Origin of the sequence: Burkholderia sp. BCC0419, assembly GCF_902830285.1 — a bacterium.
In the GTDB taxonomy this organism is placed as follows: Bacteria; Pseudomonadota; Gammaproteobacteria; order Burkholderiales; family Burkholderiaceae; genus Burkholderia.
In genome coordinates, this window is sequence record NZ_CADESR010000011.1 from 155,670 (window position 1) to 168,796 (window position 13,127).

The following is a 13,127-nucleotide window of genomic DNA, read 5'->3' on the forward strand; positions in this document are numbered from 1 at the left end:
AGGCAGGTCAACAGGGGTAGGTGCGGCGCGAACGATCTTCGCGCCGCGGGTACAGGCGCGTCCTTAGCCGGGCTCGCCGGGGGGCTGGAAGCGGATCGCAACCGGCGTGGACGATATCAACACAAGACGAGAATGACGATGAAAAAACAGAAGACGATCGGGACGGCATCGAAGATGCTGCTTGCATGGGGACTACCGGCGCTCGCCGGCGTCTCGCTGACGGGCGTCGCGCACGCCGACGACGCGGCCCCCGCGCCGCTGACGGTCGCGCAGGCCGCACCGGCTGCCGGATCGGGCACATCGGTTGCGCAGGCAACGACCCCGAACGCCATTGTCAACGCCGAGGCGACCCAGGCCGTCACGCCGCCCGACGAGCCGTCGGCGCAGTCGAAATCGAACGGCTTCATCGCCGACAGCCATCTCGACTTCCTGTTCCGCAACTATGCGGACGTGCTCGACAACAAGGGCGGGCCGCATCGCCATGCGTGGGTCCAGGGCGCGATGGCGAACTTCGAGTCGGGCTATACGACCGGCCTGATCGGGATCGGCTTCGATGCGTCGTTGTATGCGGCGCTGAAGCTCGACGGCGGCCAGGGCGCCGGCAGCATGGTGCACATCGCGAAGGGCGGCGGCGGTGGTAACCAACTGGCGTGGGCCTATCCGGGCATCTACGACATCAAGGCGCGCATCTCGAACACGGTGGTCAAGTACGGTCTGCAGGCCGTCGACAACCCGTTCATGGAGCAGCACGACAACCGCGCGCTGCCGCCGACGTTCCTCGGCGCGACGCTCGTCAGCAATGAATTCAAGAACGTGATGCTCGAGGCCGGCAGCTTCACGAAGACCGACGCACGCGGCCATACGACGCTCACCAACCTGACGACGCAGTATGGCGGCACGCGCATCAATCGCCTGTCGTATGTCGGCGGCACGTGGGACTACTCGCCGAACGGCGAAGTCGCGCTGTACGCGAACCAGGCCGACGACGTGTGGCACCAGTACTATGCGTCGGTGAAGCACAGCATCGGCAGCCCGCAGACGATCAAGTGGACCGGCTTCGGCAACGTCTACTCGACGCACGACACGGGCGATGCGCTGCAGGGCAAGATCAACAACAACGCGTACAGCCTGTCGCTGGCCGCGCAGCACGGCCCGCACGAGCTGCTGCTCGGCTTCCAGCAGGTGCTCGGCGACCAGTTCTTCGACTACCTGAACGAAACGAACGGCATCTTCCTGACCAACTCGATGGACGTCGACTACAACGCGCCGCACGAAAAATCGCTGCAGCTGCGTTACACGTTCTACGGCAAGGAAGCGGGCCTGCCGGGCTTCAAGGCGATGGTGTGGGGCGTGACGGGCTGGGGTGCGGACGGCAGCGCCGGCGCGGCGAACGACCCGAGCAAGTCGAGCATCTACTGGAGCAACGGCGCGCCGGTGCAGGGCCGTCACCACGAGTTCGGCTTCATCCCGTCGTACACGTTCCAGAGCGGCAAGCTGAAGAACACGAAGGTCACGTTCATCGCGATGTGGCACGCCGGTTCGGCGCATTACTCGGACGCGACGAACACCGAGTATCGTCTGGTCGTGAACCTGCCGCTGCACGCGTTCTGAGCGAAGGGGGCGCAACGCCCCCTGTCTCGCACGGCCGGCCTGCGATCGGTGCGATCAGGCCGGCTTGTGCCAGCCCGCGACCGGATCGTTCGCGGCGGGCGTTTCTTCCACCAGCGACGTGAGCTGGCGGCCCGTATCGCGCCATGCGTCGAGGCCGCCGCGCAGCGCGAGCGCATCGGTGAAGCCTGCATCGAGCAGGCGCTTCGCCATCAGCGCGGCCGTCACCTCGTTCGGGCACGAGCAAAACACGACGAACTTCTGTGTGAGCGGATAGCGCGCGACGATGTCGCCGATCTGGCGCTCGTCGGCGAACTGCGCACCGGGAATCGTGAACGGGTCGAGCTTGCGATGCTCGGGCGAGCGGACGTCGAGCACCACCGGGGCGGTGGTGTCGCGCAGCAGCACGTCGAGCTCGTCGACGCCGATCCGCGCGTTCGCGAGCTGGCGGATCAGCGCGCGGCGGCGCATCCACCGCACGGCCGCATAGACCGCGAGCAGCGCGACGATCACCAGCAGCACCGCGCGGCCGAGACGGCTCGCGCCGGCGAACAGCCAGTCGATCTGCCGGTAGAACACGAGGCCGGCCAGCAGCCCGACGATCGTCCACAGCGCGGCGCCGAGTGCGTCGTAGCCGGCGAACGTGCGATAGCGCGTGCCGAGCGCACCGGCCATCGGCACCGACACCAGCGACAACCCCGGAATGAAGCGCGCGACCGCGAGCACGCGCACGCCGTAGCGGCCGAAGAAGCGTTCGGTCTTTTTCACGCAGGTATCGCGCGACAGCGACAGCCGGCAGATCGTCTTCAGCGTCGTGCCGCCGTAACGCCGCCCGGCGACGTACCAGACCGTGTCGCCGATCAGCGCGCCGAGCACCGACAGCACCACGACCGTCACGAGCTGCGAGCCGATCATCGCCGGATGCATCGCGGACATCGCGCCGAACAGCACGAGCGTCGGCATCGCGGGCACCGGCAGGCCGATGGCCGCCGCGAGCACGTTGGCGAACACGAGAAGCGGCCCGTACTGGGCGACGAGGTCACGTAGGAGCATGACGGCTGGCCGAAAAGGAAACGCGTGGGCGGGAAAGGCAGATGGGCCGATTATCGGCCTTTTTCAATGCAGCGGCGGGAATGACGCAAAGCGCCTGACGGCGGCAGGGAGATGTGGGTGAGCCGGCGCATTGCACGCGGCTCACCGTTCGGAATCATCAGGAGGACGTACGGGCGAGCGATGCGGCGCCGTGGTTTTCGCCGGGTAGCTCGGCGCCATGCGAGCGGATCGCCGCGATCAGTTCGGCCGGGGTGATCTCGTAGCGGACCTCGCGGTGGATGCCGGGTTTGCGTTCGTCGATCTCGATCAGCAGCACGCTCTTGCCGTCGCTCGTTGCTTCGAGCCGGAGCGAGCGCAGTTGGCGGCCGTCGGTCGCGTCGTGTTCGGTGAGCAGGGTCATTGCCCCGGATGAGCCGGTAGTGCGCATCGAACCTATCCTCGTATCGTGTCGTGGAGCCGTGGCGGCAAGGATGTCTTTGTTGAATACAGCTTGGCGCAGTTTAACGCGAACGGGCCGCGACACGGAGCATTTTCGTGAGGGTGAAATGAGGGCTGCACCACCGATCCTTCTGATGTTTGAGCCGCGCCGGGCGGGCGTCTCCGCCGGATCGGGCACCGGCTGAAACCGGTACCCGAGCGACGTTCGCGGCCACGCCGGCGTGGGTGGCGACACGCGCTGCGCCGCGCGTCGCCGCGGCGGCGTCAGAAGCGGTCGGCAAGCCCCATCGCCGGGTCGCTGACCGAGTGGCGGCCGGTTTCCACGCGGCCGGCCACGCGGCGCGAGAAGCTCGCGTCGCTGTCGGCGGTGACGATGAAGTCGTACCAGTGGCCGGTCGAGTCGAGCTTCCAGTGCAGTTCGGACTGGTCGCCGGCGCGCACCGTGACGGTCCAAGTCGTGCCCGTGCCCATGCCGTTGCCATTGCCGTAATAGTGGCCCTGGCTATTGCCGTCCTCGTTGCCGTGGCCATGACCGCGATCGTCGTTCGAGCCGCGCCCGGACAGCGGCCCGTAGACCTGGTTCGACTTCACCGTGAAGCGCACCGTGCCGCCGCCGTCGTTGCGCAGCCGCAGGTGGAGGTTGCCGCTCGCGCCCGCATAGCCGACGCGTACTTCCGGATGCGGCGCACGAGCGCCGGCCAGCCGGCTCAGGTCGCCGGTGAAGCGGCGGTGATAGCCGTTCGGGCCGAGCACCCACAGGTCATATTTACCGCCATTGTCGGCGCGCGCGGCCCAGTCGCCGTGCAGCGTCTTGCCCGGCTCGACGACGTAGCGCTGCGGCAGCCGGTCGAGGTGCAGCTTGTCATAGACGTGAAACACGGCGGCGGCGCGGCCGGTGTTCGCGAACTTCAGCGTGACCGTGCCGGCGCCGGCATCGGTGCGTGCGCTCGCGTGCAGTTCGTACGGCAACGCGCGCGACGGGCGCACGCCGGTGGCCTGCGTCGGCAGCGCGGGCGTGGCGGGCGGCACGATCTTCGGCGCGGTTTGCTGCGCGGCGCTCAGCGCGTCGACCTGGCTTTTCGTCGTCCGGCCCGCGAGCGTCGGCAGCGGCTCGTTGTTCGGCGTGCGGAAGTTGAACGCGCTCGTCAGGTCGCCGCACACCGCGCGGCGGTACGCGCTGATCTGCGGTTCCGCGACGCCGAAGCGCTTTTCGAGGAAGCGCAGCGTCGACGTATGGTCGAACACCTGCGAGTTGACCCAGCCGCCGCGGCTCCACGGCGACACGATCCACATCGGCACGCGCGGGCCCGGGCCGTACGGACGACCGTCGGCCGCCGGCTGGCTCGACGTGGCCGGCGTGAAGTCGTGGTACTCGACCGCGACGTCGGCGGCCGACAGCGTATGGCCGCCCGCGAGCGTGCCGTCGGCGTTGCGCGACGGCACGGCCGGCGACGGCATGTGGTCGAAGAAGCCGTCGTTCTCGTCGTAGTTGACCAGCAGCACGGTCTTGCTCCAGACCTCCGGGTTCGCCGTCAGCGCGTCGAGCACGGCCTGCACGTACCAGCCGCCCTGCGCGGGGCTCGACGGCCCCGGGTGTTCGCTGTACGCGGACGGCGGGATGATCCACGACACTTCCGGCAGCTTGCCGTTGCGGATGTCGTCGCGGAACGTTTCGAGAAAGCCGTACGGCATCGTGTTGCCGAAGCCCTTCGCGAGCGGGCTCAGCGGATCGTCGATCGCGGGGTCGTAGAACGCGCCGGCCGCCGTCACCGGCTGCGTGATGTCGGTCGACGCGACGTACGCGGGCCGGCGCGCGGCCGGCATCTGCTCGATCGCCGCGCGCCAGTGGCGGAAGCTCATCATCTCGTTGCAGCCGAAGTTGTCGATCAGGCTCTGGTAGACCTTCCAGTTCACGCCCGCCTGTTGCAGCCGGTCGGCATAGGTCGTCCAGGTCCAGCCCTGGCTCGACGGGCCGATGTCGTTGCCGCCGTTGAACTGGTTGTTCAGCGCGGCGATCTTCACGCGGTTGCCGTCGGCCGGGCTGATGCCGTTCGGGCCGTTGGTGCCGCTCCAGTAGAACAGGCGGTTCGCGATCGTGCCCGTGTGCATCCCGCAGTGGTAGTGGTCGCACAGCGTGAACGCATCGGCGAGCGCGCGCTGGAACGGCACTTCGGCCGCGTCGTAATAGCCCATCGACAGCGGCGTCTTCGCGTCGGGCCAGCGGTTCATCCGGCCGTGGTCCCACGCGGCCTGCGAATCGGCCCACGTGTGAGGCGTGCCGCCCGCGCGCTGCGCGTTGCCCTGGCGCGCGTCGAGGTGATACGGCGTCACGGTCGCGGCGGGTGTCGCCTTCGTGTACGCCTGATAGAACACGTCGCGGCCGTTCGGCGACGGCACCGCGAAGCGGTCGCCATAGCCGCGCACGCCCTTGAACGTGCCGAAGTAGCTGTCGAACGCACGGTTCTCCATCATCAGCAGCACGACGTGCTTGACGTCCTGGATGGTCCCCGTTTCGTGGAAGGCGGGAATGGCGAGCGCGCGGCGGATGCTCGGCGGAAACGCGGACAGCGCGGCGGCGGCGAGGCCGGAGCCGGCGGTCTGCTGAAGGAATTTGCGGCGTGACGTCATGGCGTTCGGATCCTGTGAGGGGGGAAGCGTTCGTGAATTCGTCTGGGGGTGCGCGGGCGTCGTCCCGCTCCCGGACGGTCCGCGATGCGTGCACGTTCGGGGCATCGGATGCGTATCGCGGCGGTGCGCGCATCGCGCCTGACACGCCTGACGCGCGACGTCGCGCGGATACCGCGGCCTCGTCGTGGCGATCCCGCGCGCCGCGCGCTCGTGATGCGCGGGGCAGGTGTCAGCACACGCCGGCCCGGCGCATGCCGGGTTGGGGCGGTGCCCAGTCTAGGGAGGCGACATGACGTCGACGTGATGAAGAAATGACATCGCGTGTCGCGCGCGTGACGTTGCGTGCGCAACGATTCGTTCAAGCGCGAATGCGAGGCTGAAAACGGTAAGAAATTACCGATCGTCGCAGGCGTGACCGGTCAGAATTTTCCGGATTTTGCGTGGATGGCGCGAGCGCGTTTCGTTGCGGATGCAACCTGACGGGCGACGGCGTGACACCCGTGTTTCAAATGCGTGAAATCGGCTAAGCTCGATGCATTGCTGCGCGCCTGCGCAGTCCGCGCCTTCGGCGCGATTTTTCGGAACCGGCCCACCCATGACCGATATCAGAATCCGGCACAGCGAGACGCACGACGTCGACGCGATCCGGCAGATCGCCGCGCATCCCGCGGTGTACATGAATACGTTGCAGCAGCCGTTTCCGTCGCTCGAAAAATGGCAGAAGCGGCTCGACACCGTGCACGAGCACGGCGTGAGCCTCGTCGCCGAAATCGACGGCACGGTGGTCGGCCATCTCGGCCTGCATCCCGAGCCGAATCCGCGCCGGCGCCACGCGGCGGCGCTCGGCATGATGGTCGACGCGGCCCGTCACGGGCGCGGCATCGGCGGCCGGCTGCTCGCGGCCGCGATCGATCTCGCGGAGAACTGGCTGAACATCACGCGTCTCGAGCTGACCGTGTTCACCGACAACCGCGCGGCGATCGCGCTCTACGAGAAACACGGTTTCCGCATCGAAGGCGAATCGCCGGATTACGCGTTGCGCGACGGCGTGCATGCGTCCGTGTATCACATGGCCAGGCTCAAGGCGCGGCAGTGAACGGCCGGCCGTCGCGGATGTGACGGCACACGCGCCCGCCCGCCCGCGCCGCCGCGCGTCATATTCAATCGAGAATTCGTTCGTTTTCCTTCGGCTGTACCCGTCGTATCGTCGAACGATTTGCCGGTCGCCGCGGCCGGCTTCGTTTTTCCGTATCGATGCATGCGCGACGCGGCATGTCGGCCGGCCTCATCGTCATCGCATCACGGCCCGCGTTGCGTGCGCGGCATCGCCCTGAAACCGTCTCTTTCAACGGAACCCGCTTCGATGAAAACCGTTCTCCGCAATCTCACCGCCGCCTGCCTGTTCGCTGCCGCCGGTGCGGCGCTGGCCGCTGCCGCGCCCGCGGGCGCCCCGGTGGCGAGCGCATCGCCCGACGGTGCGCACCTGCCGCCCGGCATCGCGTGGCAACACGGCGACGTCGATGCCGCGTTCGCGCTCGCGAAGCGCGAGGGCAAGCCGCTGCTGCTGTACTGGGGCGCGGTATGGTGCCCGTCGTGCAACCAGGTGAAGTCGACGATCTTCAGCCAGCAGGCATTCAAGACGCGTTCGTCGTTCTTCGTGCCCGTGTATCTCGACGGCGATACCGAAAGCGCGCAGAAGCTCGGCGAGCGTTTCAAGGTGCACGGCTATCCGACGATGATCCTGTTCCGCCCCGACGGCACCGAAGTGACGCGGCTGCCCGGCGAAGCCGATCTCGACCGCTACATGCAGGCGCTGTCGCTCGGGATGACGGCCGCGCATCCGGTGCGGCAGACGCTCGCGACGGCGCTGAAGAACGGCGCTGCGCTGACGCCGGACGAATGGCGCCTGCTGGCCGACTATTCATGGGATACCGACGGCGCGCTGCCGGTGCCGGCCGATCGCGTCGCCGAGACGCTGCAGTCGCTCGCGCAACGCGCGCGGGCAGCCGGTGCGAAAGCCGAATCGGCGCGTTTCGCGCTGAAGTCGGCGGTGGTCGCCGCATCGGACGACCCGACGCAGGCCGGTGCGCTCGACAAGGCCGCGCTTGCCGATTCGCTGCGCACGGTGCTGCACGATCCCGCGCTGTCGCGGGCCGATTCGGACGTGCTGGTCGCGGCGCCCGCGCGCGTGGTCGCGTATCTCGGCGGCGACGACGCGCAGCGCACGAAGCTGCGCGGCGCATACGACACGGCGCTGGCGCGCCTGTCGACCGACGGCACGCTGTCGTCGATCGACAGGCTGATGGCGCTGCATGGCCGCGTGCTGCTCGCGCGCGGCGGCGCGCGCAACGGCGCACCGCCCGCCGCACCGGCGCTGGCCGATACCGCGCGCAAGCAGATCGCCGCGTCGGTGCAGGGTGCGGCGAATGCGTACGAGCGGCAGGCGCTCGTCAGCGAAGGCGCGGACACGCTGACCGACGCGGGGCTGTACGACGAATCGGATGCGTTGCTGAAGGCGGAGTTGCCACGTTCGTCCACGCCGTACTACTTCATGTCGGGGCTGGCCGCGAACGCGAAGGCGCGCGGCGACAAGGCCGCCGCGCTCGACTGGTATCGCAAGGCATACGACTCGGCGAGCGGGCCGGCGACGAAGCTGCGCTGGGGCGCGACTTACTTCGCGAATGCGGTTGAACTGGCGCCGAACGATTCGGCGCGCATCGAAGGGATTGCCGCCAGCGTGCTCGCGCAGGCCGACAAGACCCGGGACGCGTTCTACGGCGCGAACCTGCGCGCGCTGACCAAGGTCGTCACGCAACTGAACCGCTGGCGCGGCAGCGGCGCGCACGATGCGTCAGTCAGGTCGGTCGTGAAGCAGTTCGACGGCGTGTGCGGGAAGCTGCCGGCGGGCGATCCGCAGGCGGCGGCGTGCGCGAAGCTGATCCAGCCCGTGAAGGCGTAACGACGCGGGGAGGGATCGTCGAGCGGGCCGACGATGGATTACCGGCCCGACTCCGACGACGCGCCGCGCTCGCTGCCGTATCCGGCGTCGTGCTGGCCGGCGATCTTCGCTTCGGCGGATACGATGCTGGCCGGATAGAACCAGTCGCTCGACTGGAAGCCGGCCTGCTTGAGCGCCTTGACTTCGGCGTGGACCTGCGCGCGCGTAAGCGGCTGGTTCGACTGGGCCTGCGCGGCGAACGGGGCCGAGACGGCCAGGGCGATGGCAACGGTTTGGATCAGGCGCTTCATGATCGGGACCTCCACGATTCCGGTGAATCGCGGCGCTTCGTTCGTTGAAGCGCCGCGCGACGTTGAAACCAGTGTAGGCCGGGGCGGGCGCGCGAAAAATGCGATTGCGCCCAACGCAGTGTTTTGCTGCCGGCAACAATGGGTTGGGGCGGAGGCCGCGTAATGGCCCGGGCAGGCCCACGCGCGTGCAAGCGCGTGCAAGCGCGGCCGTGTGGATTGGATCTTGATTCGGCGGGCAGGGAAATGAAATCGGACCGGATGCGCATTCCGGAATCCGTTCCGGTGCGCATGCGGTCCGATCTTGAAAGACGGGAAGGCGGCTTGTACGAAACGCCGCCCTGATGCCAAGGCTTACACGAGCCCCGTCGCGTAGTACACGGCGATCACGAAGAACACTGCGAGCGTCTTGATGATGGTGACCGCGAAGATGTCGCGATACGACTCGCGGTGCGTGAGGCCCGTGACCGCGAGCAGCGTGATGACCGCGCCGTTGTGCGGCAGCGTATCCATGCCGCCGCTCGCCATCGCGACGACCCGGTGCAATACGTCCATCGGGATGTTGGCGGCCTGCGCGCCCTTGATGAACACGTCCGACATCGCGGCGAGCGCGATGCTCATGCCGCCCGACGCCGAGCCCGTGATGCCGGCGAGCGAGCTGACCGACACGGCTGCGTTGACGAGCGGGTTCGGGATGCTCTTCAGCGCATCGCCGACGACGAGAAAGCCGGGCAGTGCTGCGATCACGCCACCGAAGCCGTATTCCGACGCGGTGTTCATCGCGGCGAGCAGCGCGCCGCCGACGGCGGCTTTCGAGCCGGCCGCGAAGCGGTCGCTGACGCGCTTGAACGCGGTCAGCACGACCAGCACGATGCCGAGCAGCAGCGCGGCCTCGACCGACCAGATCGCGACGACGGTCTTGATCGACGTCGTCACCGGCGTGTGCACGCCCGGCAGCACGTCCGGCGCGACCGTGTACGACGCGGCGCCGTACCACTGCGGGACCAGCTTCGTGAACGCGAAGTTCGACACGCCGACGAGGACCAGCGGCAGGATCGCCAGCGCCGGGTGCGGCAGCGACGTCGCCTCGACGCGCTCCGGCTCGTTGACGAGCGACGTGCCGTAGCCTTCGCCCTTCGCCATTGCCGAGCGGCGGCGCCATTCCAGATACGTGAGGCCAACGACGACGATGAACAGCGAGCCGATCGTGCCGAGCACGGGCGCGGCCCAGGCGGTCGTCTTGAAGAACGTGGTCGGGATGATGTTCTGGATCTGCGGCGTGCCGGGCAGCGAATCCATCGTGAACGAGAACGCGCCGAGCGCGATCGCGCCGGGCATCAGCCGTTTCGGGATGTTGCTCTGGCGATAGAGTTCGGCCGCGAACGGATAGACCGCGAACACCACGACGAACAGCGACACGCCGCCATAGGTGAGCAGCGCGCACACCGCGACGATCACCGCATTCGCGCGCGAGCGGCCGATGTAGCGGATCGCGGCATGGACGATCGACTCGGAGAAACCGGACAGTTCGATCACCTTGCCGAACACCGCGCCGAGCATGAATACCGGGAAATACAGTTTGACGAAGCCGACCATCTTCTCCATGAAGATGCCGGAGAAGACCGGTGCGACGGCGGCGGGTTCGGTCAGGAGCACCGCGCCGAGCGCGGCGATGGGCGCGAACAGGATCACGCTGTAGCCGCGATACGCGGCGTACATCAGGAACGCCAGCGCGGCGAGGACGATCACGAAAGACAAGGGAGTCTCCTAATGGCTTTGGTTGTTGTTCGATCGCGCGGCGCGCCGCGGACCAGCTCAGGTTCGTGCAGGTTTCGTGCCATCGGCCGGATTGCGCCGCCGGACATGGGTCCGCCGGCCGCCGGCGGGCCCGCGCCGGTGTAGGTCTGACGATTCTACATAAAACGTCTCCATCCGGAGACGTTTTGGCCATCCGGTCAACCCTCGAAATCGTGCAGGGCTTTCCCGGACAACGCATTGCGGCGTGTCTCCAGAATGGGATAATCCGTCTCGTTCCGGAGACATCCGGCCGACGATACACGGAGACGACGACACGATGATGAACGACTGGGCCCGCCTGCCCGTCAACTACGGCGACGTGCTGCGGCGCGCCGCCGAGTCGCTGTTCCGGACCTTCGAGGATTCGAGTGCGGGCACGGTGGTCGTCGATCGCGACGCGCGCGTCGTGTGGATGAACGAGCGTTACGCGGCACGCTTCGGTTTCGCCGATCCGCAGCAGGCCGTCGGCCTCGATTGCGAGGCCGTGATCCCGAACAGCCTGATGCGCGAGGTCGTGTCGACCGGGCAGCCGATCCTGCTCGACATCATGGAGACAGGCCGCGAGCCGCTCGTCGTCACGCGCCTGCCGTTGAAGAACGAGGCCGGCGAGACGGTCGGCGCGATCGGCTTCGCGCTGTTCGACCAGCTGAAGACGCTCACGCCGATTTTTTCCCGCTACGCGCAGCTTCAGCAGCAACTGATCGCGACGCAGCGCTCGCTCGCGCAGGCGCGCCGCGCGAAATACACGTTCGCGAGCTTCGTCGGCACGAGTGCCGCGAGCCTCGAGACCAAGCGCCAGGCGCGCCGCGCGGCGCAGGTCGATTCGCCGGTGCTGCTGCTCGGCGAGACGGGCACCGGCAAGGAGCTGCTCGCCCACGCGATTCACGCGGCGTCGGCGCGTGCGCTCCAGCCGCTCGTGACCGTCAACGTCGCGGCGATTCCCGACACGCTGCTCGAAACCGAATTCTTCGGCGCGGCGCCCGGCGCGTACACCGGTGCCGATCGCAAGGGGCGCGTCGGCAAATTCGAGCTGGCCGATCGCGGCACGCTGTTTCTCGACGAGATCGGCGACATGCCGCTGCCGTTGCAGGGCAAGCTGCTGCGTGTGCTGCAGGACAAGGAGTTCGAGCCGGTTGGCTCGAACCGGATCGTGCGCGCAGACGTGCGCATCATCGCCGCCACGTCGGCCGACCTGCCGGCGCTCGTGGCAGCCGGGCGGTTTCGCGCGGATCTCTATTACCGGCTGAACGTGCTGACGATCCACGCGCCGCCGCTGCGCGAGCGCGCATCCGACATCGCGGCGCTCGTCTACGCGACGCTCGAGGAGCTGGCGGCGCAGCACGGGCGCGCCGCGCACTGCGAGCTGACCGACGATGCGCTGCGGATGCTGTGCGGGTATCCGTGGCCCGGCAACGTGCGCGAGTTGCGCAATACGCTCGAACGCGCGCTGATGCTGTCGGACCGTTCGGTGATCGATGCGCGCGCGCTCGCGCCGTTTCTCGGGCCGGTGCGCATCTCGCCGGACGGTGCGGCGCCGGCGCAGCGGGTTGCCGCGGTGCCGGCCGAGCAGCGCGCGGGCGATGCGTTGACGGCATCCGGTGCGCCGGCCGCTTCGTATGCCGATGCGCTGGCCGTGTGGGAGCGCCAGTTCCTGACCGATGCGCTGGCGGCCTGTGACGGGAAGGTCGTTGAAGCGGCCGCGCGTATCGGCATCGGCCGCGCGACGCTGTACAAGAAACTGGCGGCGCTCGGTATCGACCGGTAGGCCGATCGGCGATGCCGATGCGGCGCGATGTAACGCATCGAACAGGAGATCACGATGAAGCGGATCGGCATCGCAGGATGGCTGACCCTGTTGCTGGCGAGCGCCGCACTCGCGCAGGCCGGCGACGCCGCTGCGCCCGAGGCGCGGCGCAACTGGTACAACGATCCGTTCGTCGCGCTGTCGCAGGACGTGGCCGAATGCCCGTTGCCGCTCGGCCCGTGGATGACGCGCGCCGAGATGACGGACGATGCGCACTACCGCGCCGAACGCGGCACGACCTGCTGGCTCGCCCATCGCTGCACGAAGCCGAACTCGTATATGTATGACGCGTCGATCGCCGATGCGGCGAAGGCGCACTTCGCCGGTTCCGATCACCTGCGCGGCACGAGCCTGTGGATTACCGTGCAGCGACGGTTCATCTACGTCGAAGGATGCGCGGATACGACGTTCGATCGCCAGGCGCTGCAACGCGAATTCGAGGCGCTTCCGGACGTCGAGCAGGTATTCGTTCGCATCACCGACGATCCGCGCAAGCGCTTGCCGTACAAGGCGCGCGGGCAACCCGACCGCACGCCGGACTGACGGCCGAAGG

General features: G+C 68.1%; 11 protein-coding genes. 6 read left to right on the forward strand and 5 right to left on the reverse strand.

Annotation, left to right across the window (positions count from 1 at the left end):
• The first annotated feature begins 138 nt into the window (after positions 1–138).
• Complete coding sequence (locus tag HWW87_RS32545) at positions 139–1,611, forward strand: OprD family outer membrane porin (protein ID WP_175823742.1); 1,473 nt, start codon at positions 139–141, stop codon at positions 1,609–1,611.
• 54 nt (positions 1,612–1,665) lie between these two features.
• Here the strand turns inward: HWW87_RS32545 and HWW87_RS32550 are convergent, their stop codons facing one another.
• The 3 genes from HWW87_RS32550 to HWW87_RS32560 all read right to left on the reverse strand — a co-directional run bounded on the left by HWW87_RS32550 (position 1,666) and on the right by HWW87_RS32560 (position 5,727).
• Complete coding sequence (locus HWW87_RS32550) at positions 1,666–2,661, reverse strand: DedA family protein/thiosulfate sulfurtransferase GlpE (RefSeq protein ID WP_174432844.1); 996 nt, start codon at positions 2,659–2,661, stop codon at positions 1,666–1,668.
• 157 nt (positions 2,662–2,818) lie between these two features.
• Positions 2,819–3,088, reverse strand: a complete 270-nt coding sequence (locus tag HWW87_RS32555) for a hypothetical protein (RefSeq protein ID WP_174432843.1) — start codon at positions 3,086–3,088, stop codon at positions 2,819–2,821.
• Positions 3,089–3,363: 275 nt separating this feature from the next.
• Positions 3,364–5,727 carry a phospholipase C, phosphocholine-specific gene (locus HWW87_RS32560; RefSeq protein WP_175823743.1) on the reverse strand — a complete coding sequence of 788 codons (2,364 nt, stop codon included), beginning with the start codon at positions 5,725–5,727 and terminating at the stop codon, positions 3,364–3,366.
• A 342-nt stretch (positions 5,728–6,069) separates the two neighbouring features.
• Here HWW87_RS32560 and HWW87_RS32565 point away from each other — a divergent pair, with 342 nt between their 5' ends.
• From HWW87_RS32565 to HWW87_RS32575, 3 genes are all read left to right on the forward strand, one after another.
• On the forward strand, positions 6,070–6,207 hold the full coding sequence (locus HWW87_RS32565) for a hypothetical protein (protein WP_244107380.1): 138 nt from the start codon (positions 6,070–6,072) through the stop codon (positions 6,205–6,207).
• Between the two features lie 115 nt (positions 6,208–6,322).
• Positions 6,323–6,823: a GNAT family N-acetyltransferase gene (locus HWW87_RS32570; protein ID WP_175823744.1), complete on the forward strand. Its 501-nt coding sequence runs from the start codon at positions 6,323–6,325 to the stop codon at positions 6,821–6,823.
• Between the two features lie 267 nt (positions 6,824–7,090).
• Complete coding sequence (locus HWW87_RS32575) at positions 7,091–8,686, forward strand: thioredoxin family protein (RefSeq protein ID WP_175823745.1); 1,596 nt, start codon at positions 7,091–7,093, stop codon at positions 8,684–8,686.
• 38 nt (positions 8,687–8,724) lie between these two features.
• Here the strand turns inward: HWW87_RS32575 and HWW87_RS32580 are convergent, their stop codons facing one another.
• Together HWW87_RS32580 and HWW87_RS32585 are read right to left on the reverse strand one after the other, a co-directional pair.
• Positions 8,725–8,976, reverse strand: a complete 252-nt coding sequence (locus HWW87_RS32580) for a DUF4148 domain-containing protein (RefSeq protein WP_175823746.1) — start codon at positions 8,974–8,976, stop codon at positions 8,725–8,727.
• A gap of 351 nt (positions 8,977–9,327) precedes the next feature.
• Positions 9,328–10,731 carry a GntP family permease gene (locus HWW87_RS32585; protein WP_174434517.1) on the reverse strand — a complete coding sequence of 468 codons (1,404 nt, stop codon included), beginning with the start codon at positions 10,729–10,731 and terminating at the stop codon, positions 9,328–9,330.
• A gap of 316 nt (positions 10,732–11,047) precedes the next feature.
• On the opposite strand from HWW87_RS32585, the gene HWW87_RS32590 reads away from it, so the two are divergent.
• Positions 11,048–12,535 (forward strand): sigma 54-interacting transcriptional regulator, encoded by a 1,488-nt coding sequence (locus HWW87_RS32590; RefSeq protein ID WP_175823747.1) that lies wholly within the window; start codon positions 11,048–11,050, stop codon positions 12,533–12,535.
• A gap of 54 nt (positions 12,536–12,589) precedes the next feature.
• On the forward strand, positions 12,590–13,117 hold the full coding sequence (locus HWW87_RS32595) for a BON domain-containing protein (protein WP_175823748.1): 528 nt from the start codon (positions 12,590–12,592) through the stop codon (positions 13,115–13,117).
• Positions 13,118–13,127: the final 10 nt, after the last annotated feature.

Bases quoted from the DNA above. Each gene is read 5' to 3' on its own strand.
- HWW87_RS32545 (WP_175823742.1), top strand. From the start codon at position 139: ATGAAAAAACAGAAGACGATCGGGACGGCATCGAAGATGCTGCTTGCA.
- HWW87_RS32550 (WP_174432844.1), bottom strand. From the start codon at position 2,661: ATGCTCCTACGTGACCTCGTCGCCCAGTACGGGCCGCTTCTCGTGTTC.
- HWW87_RS32555 (WP_174432843.1), bottom strand. From the start codon at position 3,088: ATGCGCACTACCGGCTCATCCGGGGCAATGACCCTGCTCACCGAACAC.
- HWW87_RS32560 (WP_175823743.1), bottom strand. From the start codon at position 5,727: ATGACGTCACGCCGCAAATTCCTTCAGCAGACCGCCGGCTCCGGCCTC.
- HWW87_RS32570 (WP_175823744.1), top strand. From the start codon at position 6,323: ATGACCGATATCAGAATCCGGCACAGCGAGACGCACGACGTCGACGCG.
- HWW87_RS32575 (WP_175823745.1), top strand. From the start codon at position 7,091: ATGAAAACCGTTCTCCGCAATCTCACCGCCGCCTGCCTGTTCGCTGCC.
- HWW87_RS32580 (WP_175823746.1), bottom strand. From the start codon at position 8,976: ATGAAGCGCCTGATCCAAACCGTTGCCATCGCCCTGGCCGTCTCGGCC.
- HWW87_RS32590 (WP_175823747.1), top strand. From the start codon at position 11,048: ATGATGAACGACTGGGCCCGCCTGCCCGTCAACTACGGCGACGTGCTG.
- HWW87_RS32595 (WP_175823748.1), top strand. From the start codon at position 12,590: ATGAAGCGGATCGGCATCGCAGGATGGCTGACCCTGTTGCTGGCGAGC.